This is a genomic window from Parabacteroides chongii (genome assembly GCF_029581355.1).
Lineage (GTDB): Bacteria > Bacteroidota > Bacteroidia > Bacteroidales > Tannerellaceae > Parabacteroides > Parabacteroides chongii.
This window is the reverse complement of record NZ_CP120849.1, coordinates 849,553-872,241: the sequence shown is the minus strand read 5'-3', so window position 1 is coordinate 872,241 and position 22,689 is coordinate 849,553. Positions and strand designations below refer to the sequence as shown.

At 43.4% G+C, this 22,689-nt stretch carries 14 protein-coding genes; 11 read left to right on the top strand and 3 right to left on the bottom strand.

Features of this window, described 5'->3' with window-relative positions:
- Window positions 1-9 precede the first annotated feature (9 nt).
- The 3 genes from P3L47_RS03615 to P3L47_RS03605 all read left to right on the top strand — a co-directional run bounded on the left by P3L47_RS03615 (window position 10) and on the right by P3L47_RS03605 (window position 7,608).
- Window positions 10-1,608 carry a RagB/SusD family nutrient uptake outer membrane protein gene (locus tag P3L47_RS03615; protein ID WP_122361232.1) on the top strand — a complete coding sequence of 533 codons (1,599 nt, stop codon included), beginning with the start codon at window positions 10-12 and terminating at the stop codon, window positions 1,606-1,608.
- Window positions 1,609-1,683: 75 nt separating this feature from the next.
- A complete protein-coding gene (locus tag P3L47_RS03610; RefSeq protein WP_277782711.1) occupies window positions 1,684-2,559 on the top strand; it encodes an endonuclease/exonuclease/phosphatase family protein in 876 nt (291 codons plus the stop codon).
- A 1,056-nt stretch (window positions 2,560-3,615) separates the two neighbouring features.
- Entirely contained in the window at window positions 3,616-7,608 is a 3,993-nt protein-coding gene (locus P3L47_RS03605; protein WP_277782710.1) for a DUF6383 domain-containing protein, read from the top strand.
- A gap of 232 nt (window positions 7,609-7,840) precedes the next feature.
- Here P3L47_RS03605 and P3L47_RS03600 read toward each other — a convergent pair whose 3' ends face one another.
- Together P3L47_RS03600 and P3L47_RS03595 are read right to left on the bottom strand one after the other, a co-directional pair.
- Entirely contained in the window at window positions 7,841-8,269 is a 429-nt protein-coding gene (locus P3L47_RS03600; protein ID WP_277782709.1) for an Hsp20/alpha crystallin family protein, read from the bottom strand.
- 205 nt (window positions 8,270-8,474) lie between these two features.
- Window positions 8,475-8,696 (bottom strand): hypothetical protein, encoded by a 222-nt coding sequence (locus tag P3L47_RS03595; RefSeq protein WP_122361229.1) that lies wholly within the window; start codon window positions 8,694-8,696, stop codon window positions 8,475-8,477.
- Window positions 8,697-9,105: 409 nt separating this feature from the next.
- Here P3L47_RS03595 and pyrH point away from each other — a divergent pair, with 409 nt between their 5' ends.
- The 8 genes from pyrH (at window position 9,106) to rsgA (ending at window position 21,329) form a co-directional block, all read left to right on the top strand.
- Complete coding sequence (gene pyrH / locus P3L47_RS03590) at window positions 9,106-9,816, top strand: UMP kinase (protein ID WP_277782708.1); 711 nt, start codon at window positions 9,106-9,108, stop codon at window positions 9,814-9,816.
- A gap of 241 nt (window positions 9,817-10,057) precedes the next feature.
- Window positions 10,058-12,775, top strand: a complete 2,718-nt coding sequence (locus P3L47_RS03585) for a hybrid sensor histidine kinase/response regulator transcription factor (protein ID WP_277782707.1) — start codon at window positions 10,058-10,060, stop codon at window positions 12,773-12,775.
- A 338-nt stretch (window positions 12,776-13,113) separates the two neighbouring features.
- Window positions 13,114-15,414 (top strand): TonB-dependent receptor, encoded by a 2,301-nt coding sequence (locus P3L47_RS03580; RefSeq protein WP_427910565.1) that lies wholly within the window; start codon window positions 13,114-13,116, stop codon window positions 15,412-15,414.
- Window positions 15,415-15,433: 19 nt separating this feature from the next.
- Entirely contained in the window at window positions 15,434-17,320 is a 1,887-nt protein-coding gene (locus tag P3L47_RS03575) for a glycoside hydrolase family 32 protein (RefSeq protein WP_277782706.1), read from the top strand.
- A gap of 36 nt (window positions 17,321-17,356) precedes the next feature.
- Window positions 17,357-18,226, top strand: coding sequence for a carbohydrate kinase family protein (locus P3L47_RS03570; protein ID WP_277782705.1), 870 nt, complete (start codon window positions 17,357-17,359; stop codon window positions 18,224-18,226).
- 2 nt (window positions 18,227-18,228) lie between these two features.
- Window positions 18,229-19,392, top strand: coding sequence for an MFS transporter (locus P3L47_RS03565; RefSeq protein ID WP_277782704.1), 1,164 nt, complete (start codon window positions 18,229-18,231; stop codon window positions 19,390-19,392).
- A 349-nt stretch (window positions 19,393-19,741) separates the two neighbouring features.
- Window positions 19,742-20,305 carry a ribosome recycling factor gene (frr, locus tag P3L47_RS03560; protein WP_122361222.1) on the top strand — a complete coding sequence of 188 codons (564 nt, stop codon included), beginning with the start codon at window positions 19,742-19,744 and terminating at the stop codon, window positions 20,303-20,305.
- Window positions 20,306-20,396: 91 nt separating this feature from the next.
- Window positions 20,397-21,329, top strand: a complete 933-nt coding sequence (rsgA, locus tag P3L47_RS03555) for a ribosome small subunit-dependent GTPase A (RefSeq protein WP_277782703.1) — start codon at window positions 20,397-20,399, stop codon at window positions 21,327-21,329.
- On the opposite strand, the gene dgt is transcribed toward rsgA, so the two are convergent.
- On the bottom strand, window positions 21,326-22,651 hold the full coding sequence (gene dgt / locus P3L47_RS03550) for a dGTP triphosphohydrolase (RefSeq protein ID WP_277782702.1): 1,326 nt from the start codon (window positions 22,649-22,651) through the stop codon (window positions 21,326-21,328). The two genes, rsgA and dgt, sit on opposite strands and share 4 nt — an antisense overlap.
- Window positions 22,652-22,689 lie beyond the last annotated feature (38 nt).

Sequence of the window (22,689 nt, the reverse complement as noted above, 5' to 3'; positions counted from 1 at the left end):
TACGAGAATATGAAAAGATTCGAAATATATATAATAGCTTTGATGACCATATTGTCTTCCTGTAGTGATTTCCTTGACCGGGAGCCGTATGGTGAACTTTCCGAAGAGAATTTCTATCAGAATAAAGACCAGGCTGTCTATGCTGCCAACGCTTGTTACAAAACATTACAGACATTAAACGGCTTCTGGGCAACTGGTGTACAAATCTTCGGTGATATGTGTTCGGATGACTGTTTGCAGAGTGGTTCGATCGATGCTTCATATATCCGCGGAAGTTTTGATCCGGGGGATAATTATCTGGTAACAGGTTCTTTTGTTAATGCTTATGCCGGGATAGCCCGTTGCAATATCGGTATTGAAAAAGTTTCCAATATGCCGGATGATAATATCAGTAGTGAAGACAGGAATCGTATCGTCGGCGAAATGCGTTTTATTCGTGGTTATTGGTATTATCATCTGATCCGTTTGTATGGTGATGTACCTATTTTGTTGAGCCAGGTTGATTTAAAAGATGAAGCCCTGTTACATCCAGGACGTTCTTCTGTCGACGAAGTCTATGAAAAGGTAATTATTCCTGATCTTACATTTGCTGCTCAGCATCTGCCTTCGTCTTATGATTCAGAGGATGCACCCCGTGCTACTTCCGGTGCAGCTTATGCATTCCTGTCTGCAGCCTATCTTTATCGTCAGGATTATGCCGATGCTATTAAAACAGGTGAGGAAGTAGTAAAATTAGCAGATGAAGGCGTTTACGAACTATTGGCAGATATGGAATCCATTTATATGGAAACCAATGAGTTCAATAAAGAATCTATCTTTGAAGTATCGTTTAGCAAAGAACAACAGAATTGGAAAACCCGTTATTTCGGTACGGTTGACGGGGGGATGTGCCGTGGAGAAATTTATACGACTCACTTTAATCCGACACCTGATCTAAGAGATGCTTATGCGTTGATTGATGGGAATCCGATAAGTAGCGATGCCAATTCCTTGTATGATGCTGCTGCTTACTGGAAAAACAGAGATCCTCGCTTTGATATCACATTCTATACACCGATGGATGTCTCTACTCACCGAACAACCGGCGAACCGCTTGTTTATTCCATGGATTGGCTTTTAAACAAAGAAGGTGGAGTTGATTTTCAGAAGAATACCTTGTGGTATGGTCCGAATGAAACGAATGTCGGCTTAAATAATATCTTGATGCGATATGCTGAAGTTTTGTTGAATCTGGCTGAGGCTTATATACAAACCGGTGATTTCCAATCCGGAACCAAATACATTAATATGGTCAGAACGCGTGCCCGCAATTACGCTTTGGCTCATCCGGATAAGTATATCCCTGCTGGTTTTCCGGAAAATAAGGTGTTGCCGGATATAACGATTGGTAGTAAGGAAGATGGTATGGCGAAATTACGTTATGAGCGTCGTGTCGAGTTTGCAGGTGAGGATGTTCGTGGTTATGACTTGCGCCGTTGGAATATCGAAGAGTCTACATGGGCAAAGGTGCAGGGATTTACGTGGGACAAAAAGATGAGGTTATTGCCTATACCGAATACGGAAATGAGCAAGAATCCGAATCTCAAACCGCAGAATCCTGGCTATTAATAAACTTGAAAGGTGTATCGAAAGGATTTACAGTCTTTTTGATATACCTTTGTTATAAACATAAACATTACAAGAATGAAACGCTTATTCAACAATTGGTTCAGTTTATTTCTATTGGCATTATTGTTTGGTTTAGGGTCAGGAATGAATGCTCAGAATTCAACTTCCTACGAACGCGACTGGCGTACAGACCGCCAAAAGATCAAGATCATCTCTTACAATATCATGGATGGTTTCAGTAATGGTGCGGATAAAGACCGTATTGCCCGTTTTACTGCCTGGGTAAAAGAGCAGTCGCCCGATGTCCTGGCACTGAACGAACTTTGCGGCTTTACCGAAGCCCGTCTGAAAGAGCTGGCAGCTTCTTATGGTCATCCTTATGCGGCTATTGTAAAGGAGAACGGTTATCCGGTCGGTCTTACATCTAAAACTCCGCTTCAAGTGATTGATCGGAAGATTGATGGTTACGGTCACGGCTTGCTGCATTGCAAAGTCCTGAATATGGATTTCCTGGTGACGCATCTGAATCCTTCCGACCGTCTGAAACGTAAGAAGGAAGCCGACAACATCATCGATTATATAAGCAGTAACCAATTAACCGACTGTCTGTTGATGGGCGATATGAATGCCCATTCTCCTTTCGATGCCTCCTGGACGGATGAGCACCTGGAGGACTATGCTGTTATATCCACATTTATGGCTGCTTCTTTGCATGATATATGTTATATGTTTACGCCTGATAACCAACGTTATTCTTTCCCTACCCGGATATTGGCAAGTTCTCCGAAAGGGGAGGCTTTACGTCGTCAGCAGGAACGGATCGATTTCATATTTGTGACTGACAGCCTGCGCCCCAATTGTATAGATGCACAGATCTATAATGGTCCGGACAATGATTATCTTTCCGATCATTATCCTGTAGGGATCAGTATGTTTATTCCAAAGGAGTGATTACAATAAAGTTTTCCCGAATAGGGCGTCACCAGCTGTATTCAGCGGGTTATACTGTTAAATATTAGTGAATTATAGAGGTGATGCCGGAAGTTAATCCGGCATCACCTCTAGGTATGGATTACGTGGCTACAATGTTTTAATTGCTTCTTCATTCAGTCCGGTACATCCGGCTATAAAAGTCAGATCAATACCTTTCTTTTTCATATTGGCAGCTACCTGAGTTTTTCAATCTTCCAGTCCTTCTTCTTTTCTTTCGGTCCGCCTTTTCCATTAAATCGCAGCTCTATAGTATGAAGATTATAATATATGAGAATTAATGGCTTATCTTAGGATATTTATATATGTAATATATACTTTACATAAAAGAAAGGTATACCTTACATATTTGTATGCATAGTCTTACATTTATGTACATATTACATTTCAAATTTTATTCTAGGGAGAATGACGCTTAATAGTTATAATATTGAAGCTTAATAGTTGTAATATAGGCTATTAACTTCTTTAGCCTCATATAATATTGCTGTAATAGGGGGAGTTTTGATTATTTTAGGTGAAAGTAGGTGACGCTGAATAAAACTCCGGAGTCACCTGCAATAAGTTGAATTATAATGTGATACGTTGCCGATATCGACTTTGAATCCAAATTGAAAAAAACTTATATATAATGTACGCGTGTACATTAATATAATTGTATACTCTATAAAATGATGAATGGATAGATGATTCTAATAACTTGAAAAGTAAGATCTAGGAGCGATAATTTGACTGACTAAAATAAACGATCCTTTAAATCCGTCAACAAAATTAACTATAACTTTTGAAACCACAACTCTTTTCCAAATAAATTTCACTTAGGTATCTTCTTTCTTATCAAGATAATAACAAAGTCTGTACAAAAATAAGCCTTTCGATTACGAACACATGGAAATCAGAAAAACGTGACGAGATTAAAGGATCGTTTATTTTAGTCATTCGATTATGACAAGAGTATAAAAGATAGAACAAGAACTAATTTCATTAACACTATTATTAATATTAAAATTTAGATTTATGAACAAAAAGTTTTCTACTTTGGTAGCCGGTGTCCTGCTGGCGACAAGTATTGGAACTGTAAATGCTGCTCCTAGCTATGCTAAGTATGCTACTGCATCAACTACGTATGCAAAAGCAATCAAGGCTGGTACTTATTATCAGCTTATGACTGGTACGGCAGGAGAAGTGGTTGCAATGGTTCCGGTAACTGGTGGTACTTATAAACTGCAAGCTGTTACTACAGCAGATGCCGTTGATGCTCGTTACACTTTATGGACTATTGATGTACAGGGAAATGCGACTGACGGTTATCGTTATGCATTCATCAACTTAGGAACCAGATCTGTTTTGGCAGTTAATCCGGCAACAGCATTGAAGGCATTAAATACTTCTGCTTCTGCTACAACTGTTGGTGGTGATGTTGCTTTATGGAAATGGCAGGATGCTTATAATCCTGTTGCAGGTTTCGCTAGTGGTGACGAAAAGGAATTGACATCTGTTTTTGGTGCAAAGAATGACTCTATTGTAACTTGGGTAAAAGGTACTAATGAAGTTTATGCATTGAAATATGCGTTGAATAATCCGGTAACTGTTACTGGGCAATTGACTGTAGCTCCTGTAGATCCGGAAGCTATCGTTTTGGGTGTAGATGATCTGAACTCAATGCTTTGGGCTAATACAGAAGCCGGAAAATTGAAACTTACATTTGATGAAGATGTGAAAGGTGGTAATCCTGCTGCAATCAACTTGTTTACTAAACAAGAATTTAAGGCAGTTGCTCCGGTTGGCTTCCCTGCGAACTATGGTTATATCGATCCGACAAATAAAGGTTGGAAAGTAGGTCTTGTTGCAACAACTGCTACAGGAAATGATCTTGACATAACTACTTACTCACAGAGCTTCCTTGACTATGTAGATAAGTCTCAAACAGAAACCTTACTTAAGGCTATAAAAAAAGCATTAGGTACTGGTACTGATTATACAAATAATCAGGTGGCTTATGAAGAAGCTATTCAAGCATTGAATGAATTCCATTTACAGAATAATAGCGCAACAACAAAGATTACAACTAGAACTGAATTGTTGAAAGAATTGGATGCATTTCAGTCTACATTAATTACAAACTTTGATGCAAATGAACCTGTTTATAAAGCATTGAAGAAAGCTTTTTATGAATTTATCTGTAATACGATAGATATTCATGGTGGTTGGGGCGTTGATAATAATGTAATTGCTGCTACATCTCAAACTGTGGCACACATGGCGATTTCAAGAAATATCGCTAATCCTTGGGCTGTAGAAGCTACATTGGCTACTTTAATAACTAATGCAGAAGCAGCAACGACAGCTTCAAAAGCAACATTAGATGCAAATACTTTCCCTGCTGATTGGATGACAAAGGCAACAACTACAGGTTGGGTTTCTTTGCAAGCTAACGATGCTACAGCTGCTGATGAAAAGACTTATTTGAAGGTTGGAACAGAATTCTTAACAAGCGATGCTGGTAACAAACATTTGAAAATGGTTACTGCAAAGTTTGTTGATAACATGCCGACAGCTAGTATTGCCAATCCTACACGTCAGGATTTGAATGGTCGTTATAACTTCCAGTTCACATGGTATCCGTCTCAGGATTCTATTGTAATCCGTACAGCTGGTTTTGCTAAAAAACCGGATAATGTAGAAAAATGGGAAGATATGACTCCTTTTACTAATCCTAAGGATTTAGGTCTGTGGAAGGCAAGTGCAGCAGCCGATGAAACAGGTGCTCGCGGAACATTGGTTCCAATTACAGCAAGTAAAGATCCGTTCGAACAGAACTTGATTAAGATTGCTGTTTTGGCTGACAATCACCGTGAAGTAACAGTAGGAAGCTCTGAGTACAAAGCAGGTGCAACTCCTATTTCAACTATCAATACGAAGATTACTATCAATGGTTCTTCTAAATATGTAAGAACAACTTTGCCTTCAGGCGTTTACTTCTTTAACTTAGCTTCTAATGTGAAGAAAGTTTTGAATGGAAAATACTTGGTTGCAAGCTTCTGCGGTAGCGATTTGGAATATACAACAGAAGAACAAGCTCAGCTTTATGGACAGGCTCAGGATTTCGGTCACATGCCACGTACTCAGTGGGTTGTTGAACAGAATCCAGGTTTGGCTGGTGAACAGACTGTTAATATCTATAACCGTGAATTCCCAGCTCAGAATGTAAAGAACGTTCAGTTGTATAAGGGTGCTGATGCAAGTCAGATCTTCGCTCAATATGGAATCTTTGCAGGTGTAGTTGGTACAGATACTTTGGCATGGGTTAAGGCTGAAGTTAAGAAACCGGTTGCCGGAGTGCTTACTAACAAATATCTGGGATATAATGTAGTAGAACAGGATGATCTTTCAAGAAAATCCTTCATCATGGATTACTTCAACGGTATTCAGATTGGTCACTATGTAAATGTAAACAAAACTGCTGCCGATACAACTGTATATGTAGACCTGAAAGGTGAAAAAGTGACTTTGGAACTTGTTCCGGTTCAGGACAAAGATCAGAAGTTTGGTTATGAAGGTGCTGCAGCTCCTCAGTTGTATAACAGAGCTTATGCAATCCGTGTATATGATAGCTCTAAGCTGGTAAATGATAACAAGTTCATCGTAGAAGATCCTGACAATGAAGCATCTTACGCTATTTCTCCAGTAGAAGTAAAAGACGCAGCTCATTTCTATCTGAAAGAAAACAATCAATTGATCTCAGAAGAAGGTGACACAACTTGCTATTATGCTTTGGTTGGTGGTAACACTAATGCTTACAACCGTGTAGGTGTACGTGATGCTTCTCAGAGATTCTCAATTGAAACAGCTTGTTCAGAAGAACGTGTTGCAACATTTGCTTTGAAAGAAAGTGATACTCCTCTGTATCGTCGTTTGGGTGTTTCTAATCCTGAAGATGGTCTGAAAGATATGGATGTTAACAAGTATGCTAAGATCTACAGAGTAAACAGCACAGCTAAAGAATATCTGTATGAAGATGCTCACAGCATTTATTCTCAAGGTAAGGGAATTAACTTCCTGGGAGTAGAAGGTAAGGGTGACGATAAACTGTCTGCTCTGTATATTGATACTGCTTATGTACGTAACAACACGAAGATGCCTCAGTATATGTTTGCTGTAGATGTAACAGAAGTTCCTGCTGGTATGTTATGTCCTGATAATCCAGAACATAATACAGATGAATATATCGCTAACCACGGTGATTGCGGTCACAAAGTACCTTCTCAGGGTTATAAGATCGGTCGTTATTTAGTTAACGCACAGGATTCTGTACAGTTAGCTGCTAACGGTAAAGATTATATCTGGAATGAAAAGTACACTCGTCTGTCATTTGTTTGGGCAAAACATATCGGTGATACTTTGATCGTAATGCGTCACGGTAAAGATATGAACCTGGCTGAATATGCAGTTGCTTCAGACTCTATCTTCCTGGGTGATAATAAGCACAATATGACAACATGGACATTGAATGCTGATCCTAGCAAGAATACTAAGGGTGATTCTATTAATGCTGCTCACGAATATGGTATCAAGAATGCAGTCTTTGCATTGCGTTTGGTTGACGATAAACCTGCTTGCGACTTCCTGATCGAATCAGTAGGTGACAAACCAATTCCTACAGATGGTAAGGGTGGTTGGATTAAGATCCAGAATGGTGTTCCTGTAATTGCAAAAGCTGCAAATTACAACGAAGCTATCCTTGATACTGAAATCTTCAACATCGAACCGACTGACGAAGTGGCAACAGATGCTAAGACTCCTGAAGTATCAGCTATCAGTGTAGTTGCCAGCGATGGTAAGGTAGTTGTTAAGGGTGCTGCCGGTAAGACAATTACTGTAACTAACGCATTGGGTCAGAAAGTTGCCCAGCGCATCGCTTCTTCAGATGAAGAAACAATCAGCGTAGCTGCAGGTTTCGTTGCAGTATCAGTTGAAGGCGAAGCTGCTGTTAAAGCAATCGTAAAATAAGAAACAATGAAATAATTCTAAAATTATCACGCGGTTGCGGTAGAGGCGTACAGGGAGTACGCCTCTATAAACCCAGCCAATTAACCTGAGACGGGCGAACAAGTGATAGTATTAATACTAAAGTAATAAAATAAAGTTCATCTGCCAGTATCCCTGTGAAGAGAGAAACCAGATAAAAAAATACCCCCCGGTGAAATATTCACCGGGGGGTATTCATTTATTGACTATGAGATTATTTAATCTCAATGTTTCTCTGCAATTTAGCTGCTTCAACCGGAGCCTTTTTAGGAATATCCACAGTTAATACACCATGTTCCACTTTAGCACTGATGTGTTCTTTTTCTACATCATCCGGTAATATCATTGTCTGCTGGAATTTAGAATATGAAAACTCGCGACGCAGATAGCGACCGTTATGATTTTCATCTTTGTTTTCACTCTTCTTTTCCATTGAAATGACCAGGCAATTATCCTCGTCAATACGGACGTTGAAATCGTCTTTTGTCATTCCTGGGGCAGCCAATTCTATTTTATAATCTTTCTCGCTTTCAATTACATTGATGGCAGGTGCTGTAGAATTAGCTTTTTCCATCCAGTCGTTATCGAAGAAATCATTGAAGACACTCGGTAACCAATTTTGATTTTTTCTGATCGGCATCATAATTAAATCTCCTATATTTAAGTTACACATTCAATAATTTATAGAACTTCAAGTTCTTTTGAACCCTTTGTTCGTCTATCAATATACAAACTGCGTGCCAAAGAAGCCAGAAGAAATATGATGTCTTTTTGTCATGTATTTAGGTCTATTTTACCTGTTTTTGTGACAAAATGTTTTCATATTCTTCAATTTGCTTCTAATATGGTTAATTCTTTTTGGCTCTTTCCGCTACATGTTCCACACGGTCAGCGATGTACTCAGCCTGATTGACTCCTTTGTCGACAACATCTTTAAATTTCTTTTTTGTTCTGTCTGCCAACTCGCTCATGTCATCATGAATACATTTGAATTTACCATCGTCTTCCATTTTACGGAGTACATAACCAATTGCAATACCGGCTGCAATGCCAATTAATACATTTTTCATAACTATTTTATTTTAAATGATTCTGTCTGGTCTATTTATATATGAAACAGAACCTCGGAAGATTTTGTTTTCCGCTTGAAGTGAAAAAATAAGAATTATGCAAAACAACGTTTCCCCATCTCTTTCCGCTGAAAGTAGTGGGGAAACCTAAAGTTAGGAAGAAGGTTTGGCTATTTTCTTAGTGTCTTCAAAATAAGGAATAAAGTGTTTTCATTTCAATAACAAAAGTAAAGTGGCGATATTACAAATCGGTTACATACGCTATACACTTTTATTAAATAATGTCGTAATAATTAACTCCTGATATTGTTTACTGATTGAATTTCTGTATTTTTGTCCTACAGCGGAGATAAGTTGCGACTTGCATTATCTTTGCCGACAGAACATTTAGAAATTAAAACAGATAAAGATGGCGCAGTACAAACGAATTCTCCTGAAACTTAGCGGCGAATCGCTGATGGGAGGAAAACAATATGGTATCGACGAAGTTCGTCTGAACGAATATGCAACACAGATCAAAGAAATTTCCGAAATGGGTGTACAGATCGGAATTGTGATCGGTGGAGGAAATATTTTCCGTGGTCTGAGCGGAGCATCTAAAGGTTTCGACCGGGTGAAAGGTGATCAGATGGGAATGCTGGCAACGGTGATCAATAGTCTGGCATTAAGTTCCGCCCTTGTCGCACAAGGTGTAAAGGCAAAGGTTCTGACAGCTATCCGCATGGAGCCGATCGGTGAGTTCTATAATAAATGGCGTGCTATCGAACTATTGGAACAGGGCAATGTTGTAATTATGTCCGGCGGTACAGGAAACCCGTTCTTCACAACCGATACCGGTTCATCCTTGAGAGGTATCGAGATCGAAGCGGATGTGATGCTGAAAGGAACTCGTGTGGATGGTATTTACACTGCCGATCCGGAAAAAGATCCGACAGCAACCAAGTTTTCCGATATCACATACGACGAAATTTATACACGCGGTCTGAAAGTAATGGACCTGACAGCAACTACGATGTGTAAGGAGAATAACCTGCCTATCATTGTCTTCGATATGGATACGAACGGTAATCTGAAGAAGGTAATGAGCGGAGAGAATATCGGGACATTGGTACACAACTAGAAAGAACTGAGCTATATATCCAGTTTGTATTAAGGAACGCAGATGACGCAGACGAGCGCAGATAAACGCAGACAATATATTGTTTTAAAGAAAATAAAAAGTCTGCGGATGTCTGCGTGTTCTGCGTCATCTGCGTTCCCTAATACGATTTGAATTGGCTCAATTCTGATAAATACTGAACTTATTGCTATCTCTATTGGCACATTGGCAAATTGGCTCATTATTGATAAATTACCAATCCATGAAACACCTCTTATCCATATTACTCTTTTTTATCCTTCTTACCGGCTGTTCACAGGTCGATAAGGAAAAGAAATATGTGATAGGAATCTCTCAATGTATGCTTGACGATGCCTGGCGGCAACAGATGGTCAGAGACGTAGGTATCGAAGCTTCGAATTATGACAGCATTCAGGTTTTGATTAAGGATGCCGATAGTGACAACGACCGTCAGATAGAACAAATTCGGGAGCTGATCGCACAAAAAGTGGATGTCTTGATTATCTCCCCTTTTGAATCGACTCCGATAACGGAAGTAGCAGAGGAAGCTTTTCGTGCAGGTATCCCGACCATTATAACTGACCGTAAAGTCAATACGAATCAATACACCACATTCGTTGGTGCCAACAACTATGAAATAGGCTTTGCCGCCGGAACCTATGCCGCTAAACAGTTGGTCCCGAATGCCTCCGTGCTTGAAATATGGGGAATGGTCGGCTCTTCCCCTGCTCAGGAGCGACACAATGGCTTCAGGGATGCTTTGGCAAAACGTACAGATGTAACGTTTCGTCCGGTAGAGGGTGAGTGGCGTTATGATGTTGCTGCCCGACGACTGAAAGAGATTGACTTTTCCCAACCCATTGATTTTGTGTATGCCCATAACGATATGATGGCGATTGCCGCTCGTGAGCATTTCATGGCATTGGACTCCGTGAAGGGAAAGGCGCTGCCTATCATTGGTATGGATGCCGTAGCCAATGCCGGCTTGGAAGCGGTGGCAGACGGACGCATTAACGTCTCCTTCCTGTATCCGACTGGCGGTGAGCAGGTAATCCGCACAGCCATGCAGCTTATCCGGGGAGAAGAGGTCGATAAATACATCCCTCTTTCAAGCGGCCTTGTCGACCAGGCAGCCGCGCGCACGCTCCTGCTTCAGGCAGAACGCTTGAATAACTACCAGCAACGCATTGAGACGCAGCGAAGCCGTATGGACGAACTGCTCCATCGTTTTAATTTCCTGCAAGACTCTTTGACTATCATCACGCTATTGATGATTGGCTTTATCACCCTTTCCGGCTATGTCTTTTATATCAACCGGAAGATACGCCTCAAAAACCGTGAATTACGAGAGATAAACAAAAAGGAAGAGGAGCAACGTCGTAAACTTATCTCGCTGAATGCGGAGATAGAAGAGGTAACGGCGTCGAAGCTCCAGTTCTTTACCAATATATCGCATGAGGTACGAACACCTTTAACATTGATACTCGGCCCTTTGGACCGATTGCTCAATCTGTTGCACGACTCCCCGTATCTGTCCGACCTGGAATTGATTCATAAAAACGCGGGCCGTCTGCTTCGGGTTATCAATCAGATACTTGACTTCCGTAAGGTGGAGAATAAGCAAGAGAAACTGAAGATTCGGGAGATAGAGATTGTCTCTTTTTCGGGTGAGGTGAAGTCTTACTTCAACAGCATGGCGAAGGTGCGTAATATCAACTATTCTTTTTCTTCGGAGATGAAGAATTGTCGGATATGGATGGACCCGGATATGATTGAGAAGGTATTGGTAAACCTGTTATCCAATGCTTTCAAGTTTACGCCGGAGGGCGGAGCTATCCAGGTGCTTGTGAAAGAATCGGAGGAATGGGTGACGATAGAAGTGGAAGACAATGGTTCCGGTATACAGCCGGAGAATCTGCCCTATCTGTTCAACCGGTTCTATTCGGAGAACAGTCGGGTAGGGACAGGCATCGGTCTGCATCTGGTCAATGAATATGTGAAGATGCATAACGGAGAGGTGAAGGTGGAGAGTACTCCCGGTCAGCGGACGGTCTTTTCTTTTTCACTGCGGAAAGATAAGACGGAGCTGAAAGGCGAGTATATCACCGAACTGCCGGTTTCTCCATTGGCGTATGATGCTTCTAATCTAGATGATTCGGAGGAGAAGGCCTTGCTGGAGCAGAAATATTCGTATACTGTTTTGGTTGTAGAAGACGACGATGAGGTACGGGCGTTTCTGGAAAAGGAATTGTCCGGTAATTTCCGTATTCTGACTGCCGGCAATGGAAAGGTGGCTTTGGATATGCTTCAAACGGAAGAGGTTTCGCTTATACTCTCGGATGTGATGATGCCGGAGATGAATGGGTTTGAGCTTTGCCGTAGTGTAAAGACAGATATGGCGGTGAGTCATATCCCGGTTATTCTTCTGACGGCTTTGTCGGACGAGCGTCAGCGGATGTATGGCATATCGGGTGGGGCGGATGGATATATACAGAAGCCGTTCCGCATGAACTTTGTGAAACTTCGTATCATCCGTATTCTTGAAGAACAAAAGAGGCTGCGTGAAAACTTGCTGAAGAAGCTGCAAGGTAGTAATCTTTTGATTGCTCAACCGGAGAAGGTGGAGAATATGGATGATTTGTTCCTGCGTCGCTTCCTGGTACAGATAGAAGAAGTGTATGCCGATTCGGAGTTTAATGTGGAGAAACTGAGTGATACGCTTGGTCTTTCACGCGGACATTTGCATCGGAAGATTAAGGAGCTGACGGGAACGGCGCCTGTCGATTTCCTTCGCAACTATCGTTTGCGTAAGGCGGCTGTGCTCCTAAAGCAACGACAATATAATATTAATGAAATAGCCTACCAAACCGGCTTCTCTTCTCCCGCCTACTTTACCAAATGCTTCAAGGCTGCCTATAATCTTACTCCGAAGGAATATCAGCAGACAGAGGAGATTTGATTTTGCTCTTGGACAGTCCTTTTTATCAATGCCTATCATTAAGGTGTTATACTGCCTATTGTAAGGGTGTTATAATGCCTATCGTTAGGTGCTTACGATGCCTATTGTTAGGGTCTTAGAATAGGCATTGTAAAAATTACCCCGCTGTATGGAATAGTACATTTGTCACATTTATGGTACTAATTTGATACTTATCCACTGAAAATCATGCATGTGACGATTGTATAAGTACTCGTGCGTTTTGTTATATTCCCTTATTTGCCGGCTCCCTACTTTTGCAACTGTAAACTTGTTACCACGAAACAAACATTAAAACATTCTATATGAAAACAGTTGCCATGATTGCCATGAAGAAGTCTTTCTTATTAATGCTCGCCGGCTGTACTGCCACAGCAGTGACGTATGCACAGGAAGCCGTGAAAGACACAGTTCAGATTAATAAAGAAAAATCGAACGAAACGAATAGCCGTAATGTGATGCTGAATGCATCCAGTGCGAATGGACCCCGTGAGATTTCTATCGGATTGCCGGGGGGAGATGTCAATGTACTGGAGAACGGACTCCCTGTTGTATACAACTCCAATCCTCATAATGTGAATACACATTGGCGTGGCGATGGCAGCCTGGGCCATGTCGGATTGCTGAAAATCTCGGAAACAGCCATCACGACCGGTAATATCGGATATGCCGTAAACTCCCAAACGCAGTTGGGTACGGAGAAGTTCCAAGGCAAGCTGAACTATAATACAAACCATTTCGGCAAACAACAGTTCGACCTGACCATCAGCGGCAACGCCGGTAAAGGCTGGTATTACAGCGGAAGTATTTACCAGGATTTCGACCCGGGCACATTCAAATTGCGCTTTGCCTCCAATCAGGACCGGACGCAAATCTACAAAGCCGCCATTACCAAACGCTATAATCAGAACCGTGGCGAGCTGTCGGTCATCTATCATTACAGCAACAGCCGCTGGCCGTCGAATGCAGCCACCAGTGCCCCGTTTATCTATGTGGGCGACGGTAGCGTGAAGGAAATCCCCGGCTTTAAGTTGGGAACCAGTTCCTATCTGCCGACAACCGGGGAGATGGTCTACATGGATATGCGTTCCGGCGAACTGAAAAAGACCAATCTTTATGACGCTTCTCTGAACAAGGGCAATCAAATCAGCCTGCATCATTCCTACAAATGGGATAACGGCATGAAATGGATTGTCAACGCGAAATACGACCATGCACTAGGCTCGTATGTCTACCAGACTCCAATGGCTATAGCCCAGAAAACAGCTGCCGACGGCTATTTCCTCAAAGACGTGAAAGGCAATCTGCAACCCTACGAGGGCTATGTGCAGAGCCGTATGTCCTGCCTGAACCGTGGGAATATCGACGAAGCCTTCCTTACCTCCGAACTCTCCCGCGAATATACTAACGGAACCTGGCGTATTGGCTTGAACCAGTGGCATTACAAAATTGATTACGCTTCCAACACGACTATGTTCGACCATACAGTTGAGGAATATCCCAGCCGCCTGATTAAGGATGGAAACACCGACGGCGTTTACTACGACTTCAACAAGAACGCTTCCGAATATTACAAAGGCTACGAAAACAAGCTGGCTCTCTATTTTACACACGACTGGGACATCAACGACAAGCTGAACGTCTACTACGGTGCCCGTTTTGAATATCAGAAGATGCACGGACAGAACGCCGCCATCTATCTGAGAGGAGACAGCGTATTGGGACGTTTCGCCAACTATCACTTAGGAGCCACCTATAATAAGAACGGTCAGACCGGAACTATCACTCCGCAGGATTTCGATTATAACTGGTTCAACCAGGTCTATACCTTTGCATTGACTTACAAACTGACTGACCAGTTCGGTTTTACCGGCGATTTCACCTATAATACCCAGCATCCGACAATCTCCAGCTTTGCCCCGTCGGAATTGCCGAACGTAGAAAAGGTTGCCATCCCATTGGGACGTGCCGGTATCTATTACAACAACAGCTGGCTGAGCCTGACTTCTTTATTCTCTTATATCGGGAAGACGAACAACAACTCGACACTGAATCTGATAAATCCTAATAACAGCCAGGATATTAACGCCGCCCCACTTAGCTACGACATCAAGACAATCGGCTGGACAACCGACTTGATTGCCAAGCTGTTCAAAGGCTTCGACCTGCATTTCCTCTTCACCTATCAGAATCCGACCTATAAGAAGTATGAAACAGGCGTCAGCTTCTCCGACGGCAGCTATGCCGGCATCAATGCAACGGGAAATATTGTAACGGAAATACCGAAGGTATTGGTTGAAATCGACCCAAGCTATACGTATAAGGATTTTAGAGTCTGGTTGAGTGCCCGCTATTTCAGCAAGACCTATGCGAACATCAATAATGCCTATTACTTCAATGGTCGCTGGGAGACGTTCGGAGGTGTCAATTACAAAGTAAATAAGTATCTTAGCCTGGGTGCTACGGTAGTCAACATCCTGAATCAAACCGGCGCACGCGGTAGTATCTCCGGTGCGGAACTGGATAAGAAAGAAGATGCCGCCAAGCATAACGGACAATGGATGGCCGGTAGCTATATCCGTCCTTTCACAGTAGAGTTTAGTGCAAATATTACGTTTTAACAATTAATCTATTATCATAATGAAAACAAAAGTTTTGAATATCAGTAAGAATTTCTTGATGGCCTGTGCCGCATCACTCAGTCTGGCTTCCTGCCAGTCAGGTTCTAACCAGGGATTTACATTGGAGCAGCAGGGAGACACCCTTACGCTTGTCCGCATCACTCAGCCGGCTAAATACCTGTTGCTGCCGGTAGAAGAGCGTTCTGCCGAAAATCAGGTCTGCCTTATCACCGGCAATCCGGCCGACACTGAGATGGATGTCCGTCTGGCCAAGGAGAAAACAGACTATTTCGTGCCTTTCGAACTGCCGGCAGGCGCTAAGGAAACCGTTATCCGTATTCGGAAAGCACCGAAAGATGCGCTATGCTGGAAAGAAATGAAGCTGTCTGATACGTTCGATACCGGCAATCGCGACCAGTTCCGCCCGCTCTATCATCATTCTCCGCTCTACGGCTGGATGAACGATGCGAACGGCTTGGTTTACAAAGATGGAGAATATCATCTGTATTTCCAGTATAATCCTTATGGTTCCGTCTGGGGCAATATGCACTGGGGGCATTCTGTCAGCCGCGACCTGGTTCATTGGGAACATCTTCCCGCAGCCCTTGCCCGCGATACGATGGGGCATATCTTTTCCGGCAGCTCAGTGGTGGATGTGGATAATACGGCAGGTTATGGTGCCGGCGAAATCGTCTCTTTCTATACTTCTGCCAGCGATAAGAACGGCCAGATACAATGTATGGCACATAGCAGTGACAACGGCCGTACGTTCACCAAATATGAAAAGAACCCGATTCTGACTCCGTTCGACGGGCTGAAGGACTTCCGCGACCCGAAAGTGTTCTGGTATGCTCCTGAAAAGAAATGGGTCATGATTGTTTCTGCCGATAAGGAAATGCGTTTCTATTCTTCACAAGATTTGAAGGACTGGACGTATATGAGTGCCTTCGGCGAAGGTTACGGCGTGCAGCCCAGCCAGTTCGAATGTCCGGATATGGTTGAACTGCCGGTAAACGGAGATGTAAACAACAAGAAATGGGCCTTGATTGTGAATATCAACCCTGGTTGTCTGTTCGGCGGCTCTGCCACTCAGTATTTTGTGGGTGATTTCAACGGAAAAGAATTTATCTGCGATACGAAACCGGAAGAGGTGAAATGGATGGATTGGGGGAAAGACCATTATGCAACCGTCTGCTTCTCCAATACGGGCGACCGTGTCATTGCCATGCCCTGGATGAGCAACTGGCAGTATGCCAACATCGTTCCTACGCAGCAATTCCGCAGTGCCAATGCCCTGCCTCGCGAACTCTCTATGTATTCAGAAGGAAAGAATGTCTATCTGGCCGTTAACCCGATAAAGGAACTGGATGCCATCCGCAAGGAGACAAAGGAAATTGATAACTTCGCTGTACAGGCAGACAAGGAAGTCGAAATGAACACGTTGTTCGACAGCAACGACGGTGCGTTCGAAATAGATATGAAGGTGTCTGTAGACGGTTCCGGTGTTGCCGGCTTCAAACTGATGAACAGCAAGGGCGAATATGTAGATATTTACCTGGAGCAGACAGCAGGAAAGCTGGTAATGGACAGAGTGCATAGCGGCATCGTCGATTTCGGAAAAAACAGCATCCCGCATGAAAAAGAAGCACACGACAACCGTATCGCCAACTCAATCAATTACGTAGACGACTTCGCCCTGGCAACTTGGGGACCGCTCTCTGCCGACAAGGAACATGCACTCCGAATTTATGTTGATAAATGTTCTGTCGAAATATTCCTGGATGGCGGCAAGGTCGCAATGACCAACCTCGTCTTCCCCAACGAACCTTACAACAGCCTGCACTTCTACAGCAAAGACGGCTCCTATCAGGTAGATTCACTGAAATTGTATAAATTAGCACTGTAATACACACATATCTGTCAACGCATAAAAAGTTATATCATGGAAAATAAGAAGCCAATCGTAGTCGGTATCGGCGAACTCCTATGGGATGTTTTGCCAACAGGAAAAAGAGCAGGCGGTGCGCCTATCAACTTTGTCTATCATGCCACCCAAATGGGGGCCGAGGGATACGCCATCAGCGCAGTAGGAAATGACCTTTCCGGAACGGAGATTGTTCAGGAACTGGAAAAGAATCATATCTCCAACAGCCTGGGGACAGTGGAATATCCCACCGGAAGCGTCATGGTAGAACTGAAAGAAGGCATCCCGACTTACACCATCATTGAAGGCGTAGCCTGGGACCATATCCCGCTGACGCAGGAATCTATCGACCTGATAAAGAGGGCAGATGCCATCTGTTTCGGAACGCTGGCCTTGCGTTCGCAGACCTCGAAGGAAACCATCCTGTCTCTATTGTCGTATGCCCGCGAAGACGCTTTGCGCTTTTTCGATATCAATATCCGTCAGTCCTATTATTCAAAAGAACTGATTGAAACCTTGCTTCACAAGGCGAATGTGTTTAAGATTAATGATGAAGAGCTGGTCTTGCTTCGCGATATGTGTAAGCTGGAAGGCTCTGATGATGAGGTTTGTCGGCAGATACTTCAGATGTATAATCTGAAATATCTGGTTCTGACAGCCGGTTGTGCCTTCAGCTCAATCTATACAGCCGATGAAGTGTCTACTATCCCGACTCCCCGCGTGGAGGTGGCCGATACGGTGGGTGCCGGCGACTCCTTCTCCGGAGCATTTGTCTATTCTGTATTAACCGGTAAGTCATTGCGCGAAGCCCATCAGACGGCAGTCGAAACAGCTGCTTTCGTCTGTACGCAGGAAGGCGCATGGCCTCCTTATCCTAATAAAGATTGATTATGAACGGAAAAGGCTTATATCTCAAACTAATCCCTATCATGCTGGCATTCTTTGCCATGGGATTTGTAGACCTGGTTGGTATTGCGTCCAATTACGTAAAGGCCGACTTGAATCTGACGGACTCGGAAGCGAATATCTTCCCCTCGCTGGTCTTCTTCTGGTTCTTGATTTTCTCCGTGCCGACCGGTATGTTGATGAACCGTATCGGACGAAAGAAAACGGTGTTGCTCAGCCTGCTTGTGACTTTCTTCTCGCTGCTTTTGCCCATCTTCGGTGATGGTTATTTGATGATGCTGCTTTCCTTCTCGTTGTTAGGAATTGGTAACGCACTGATGCAGACTTCGCTGAATCCATTATTGTCGAATATAATCAGTGGTGACAAGCTGGCCAGTAGTTTGACCTTCGGACAGTTTGTAAAGGCAATCGCCTCTTTCCTGGCTCCGTATATCGCGATGTGGGGAGCTACGGCGGCCATCCCTTCCTTCGGACTGGGCTGGCGGGTGCTTTTCCCCATCTATATGGTGGTGACAGTTGTTGCCATTCTTCTGCTCGGAGCTGCACAGATTGAGGAGGAGAAGCCGGAGGGCAAGCCTTCTACGTTTGGCGAATGTTTCGCCCTGCTGGGTAAACCTTTTATCTTGCTGTGCTTTGTCGGAATCATGTGCCATGTCGGTATCGATGTGGGTACAAATACGACGGCTCCCAAGATATTGATGGAGCGTTTGGGGATGGGGCTTCATGAGGCCTCCTTCGCTACCAGCCTGTACTTTATTCTGCGTACCATCGGATGCTTCCTCGGAGCTTTTATACTGACGCGGATGTCGGCAAAGCTGTTTTTCGGTATCAGCGTATTGATGATGCTGGCGGCCATGTTGGGTCTTTCCTTTTTCGACAGCAAGGAAATCATATATATATGTATAGGACTGATTGGTTTCGGCAACTCAAATGTGTTTTCTATCATCTTCGCGCAGGCTCTTCAATCCATGCCGCAGCGCAAGAATGAAATATCCGGTCTGATGATTATGGGTTTGTTTGGTGGAACGGTTTTCCCGCTTTTCATGGGTTTCCTTTCCGATGCAATGGCTTCGCAGATGGGAGCAATCATCGTATTAGGCATAGGAGTTTTGTATTTGGCGGCCCTTTGTCCGAAGTTGAAACAATAAGGATTTATGGAAAAGAGCTAATCGGTTGTTTGTCGGCTTATTACAGTTTCCTCGTAGTTGTTCCTCTTGGAAACTATGTTTAGTTGATGATGGCTTATAATGAACGAAGGCATGTTAAAGCCACTATTAGGGAACGCAGAATACGCAGACAAAGCGCAGAGTTACGCAGATTATATTGATTATTAAATAAAAAATCTGCGTAACTCTGTGTATTCTGCGTCATCTGCGTTCCCTAATAGTGTTTTGATCTTCATTAAGCCTAAATAATCATTTTCTACTTATTTGCTAGGTTCAAAAACTTTCGTACTTTTGTTTATCGAAAAAAAAGAAAACAAAATATCAATCAGTTATGGCAGATATCAAGCAGTATGTAAAGTCAGCAGAAGAGAAAATGTCGTTCGCAATCGATTATCTTGACGAACAGTTAGCTCATATCCGTGCCGGAAAGGCGAATCCGAAAATTCTTGACGGAGTGAAAGTCCCTTATTACGGAAGTCTTGTTCCACTTTCAAACGTGGCATCAGTGAATACCCCGGACGCAAAGACGATTATTATCACTCCTTGGGAAAAACCTCTTATCAAAGAAATTGAAAAAGCGATCCTGAACTCGGAAGTCGGTATCACTCCGGAAAATAACGGTGAAATTATTCGTTTGGGTATTCCCCCGCTGACGGAGGAACGCCGTCGTAACCTGGCTAAACAATCCAAACAGGAGGCTGAAACAGCTAAGATCAGTATTCGTAACGCCCGTCGCGATGCCATCGAAGCGGTAAAGAAAAGCGTGAAGGCAGACGGTACTCCTGAAGATGTGGCTAAAGATACTGAGGCAGAAGTCCAGAAGATACACGATAAGTTTATCAAGAGAGTAGATGACCTCTACGCTGCTAAAGAAAAAGAAATAATGACCGTATAAATTAGTTGACAGTTGACAAGTGACAGTTGACAGTTATAATTAGCTAATTGTCTTTTAACTGTCAATTGTCAACTGTCAATTGTCAATTGATATGAAGGGACTGGTAATAAAGAATACAGGTAGCTGGTATACCGTACGTACCGATGACGGACGTGATGTGGAGAGTAAGGTGAAAGGGAACTTCCGTTTGAAAGAGATCCGCAGCACCAATCCGGTATCTGTTGGCGACCGGGTCGATATCGATATCAATAATGAAGGTACTGCCTTCATTACGAAAATCGAAGACCGGAAAAATTACATTATTCGCCGGGCTTCCAACCTGTCCAAACAATCTCATATTATTGCTGCCAATCTGGATCAGGCCATGTTGATTGTGACGGTCAATTATCCGGTCACTACCACTGTTTTTATCGATCGTTTTCTGGCTACGGCTGAGGCTTACCGTGTGCCGGTCAAGTTGGTTTTTAATAAGATCGACCGTTATAAAGGGGAAGATAAAGAGTATTTGGATGCTCTGATCAATCTGTATACGACGATCGGTTATCCTTGTTCCACCCTTTGTGCCAAGACAGAGGAAGGGCTTGATGCGCTTCGGGACGATCTGAAAGATAAGATAACCCTTTTGTCCGGTCATTCAGGTGTCGGTAAATCTACAATAATAAATAAACTTGTCCCTGGAGTGAATCTTCGGACAGGCGATATTTCCGAATACCATAATAAGGGAATGCATACCACTACTTTCTCTGAAATGATTCCGCTGCCGGATGGTGGTTATCTGATCGATACTCCGGGTATCAAAGGTTTCGGAACGATCGAGATGGAGACGGCAGAGATTTCCCACTACTTCCCTGAGATATTCAAATTCTCTGAAGATTGCCGGTTCAGTAACTGTTCTCATCGGCATGAGCCGGGATGTGCCGTCTTACAGGCATTGGAAGAACATTGCATCAGCGAATCCCGTTATAAGAGCTACCTCAGTATCCTGGAGGATAAAGAGGAAAGCAAATATCGCGACGACTTTTAAACAGCCGGCAGGCTCATGCCTGTGATCTTCCGGTAAAGGTCGAGCGCATATACATCGGTCATTCCCGAGATATAGTCGAGTACGCATTGTATTTTTCCGTAAGTCGTCGGTGCATTTGTATCATACTGCTCCGGAATGCGTTGCAATAGCAGTTTGCTGTACGCATGGCTTTGGTTCATGACTGCTTCCGTCAGGCTGTCGATCAGATGGCTGAAGATATGATAACCGGCGAGTTCTATATCCAATACTTCCTTGGCACGGTAAATCTTTTTATAAGCTGTTTGCGAGCAGGTGGCATAAGCCTGTTTAGGTTGTTCGCCAATCTTTTCTATTAGCGGTGTATTATAAGTGCCGTCGAGTATACCTTCTTCATTTTCCAGAAAGACACGGGAGCATTCGTCTACCAGGAGCCCGATAATGCAGGAGCGGAGGTAGGCAATCTGCTCGTTTGTATCGTCGACCATTTTCATGACGCGGATGATGTGCTCCAGGCGTTCTCCTTCAAAGAAGTTGAGCAGTAACTGGATCGCTTCTTCCGTGGTGAGGATATGTAGTTTGCAGGCATCTTCTATATCCATGATCTGATAGCAGATGTCATCGGCAGCTTCCACCAGATAGACCAGCGGGTAACGGACAAACTTGTTACTGTCTTCCGGATTACGGTTTATCCCCAGTTCTGTCGCGATACGCATATAGGTTTCTTCTTCCGACTGGAAAAAGCCGAACTTCCCTTTTTTACCCGAATAAACGGAGGCATACGGATATTTGATAATAGAGGCGAGTGTGCTGTATGTCAAAGCAAAACCGCCCTTCCTACGACCGATAAACTGGTGGGTCAGCAATCGTATTGCATTGGCATTCCCTTCAAAATGAAGAAAATCTTCCCAACGTCCTCCGGCAGAACGTATCTCGTCTTCCAAATGGCTTCCGTTTCCTTCCAGGAAATAAGCAGAAATGGCTCTCTCGCCCGAATGTCCGAACGGCGGATTTCCCATATCGTGTGCCAGGCAGGCAGCCGAAACAATCGATCCTATTTCCGGAAAGTTAATGCTTCCCTCCGGATATTTCTGCATCAGCCCCTTGGCTACATTATTACCCAGTGAACGGCCTACACAGGATACTTCCAGGCTATGCGTCAAACGGTTGTGGACGAAGATGCTTCCCGGAAGAGGGAATACCTGCGTCTTGTTTTGCAGCCTGCGGAAAGGGGATGAGAAAATCAAACGGTCATAATCCCGCTGGAAGTCCGTACGTTCGTGTTTGCGTTCGTGATACTCTTCCATTCCAAAGCGTTTGCCTGATAATAATTGGGTCCAGTTCATAGTCTTATATTGATGTAGTCACGACAAAGGTAGGAAAA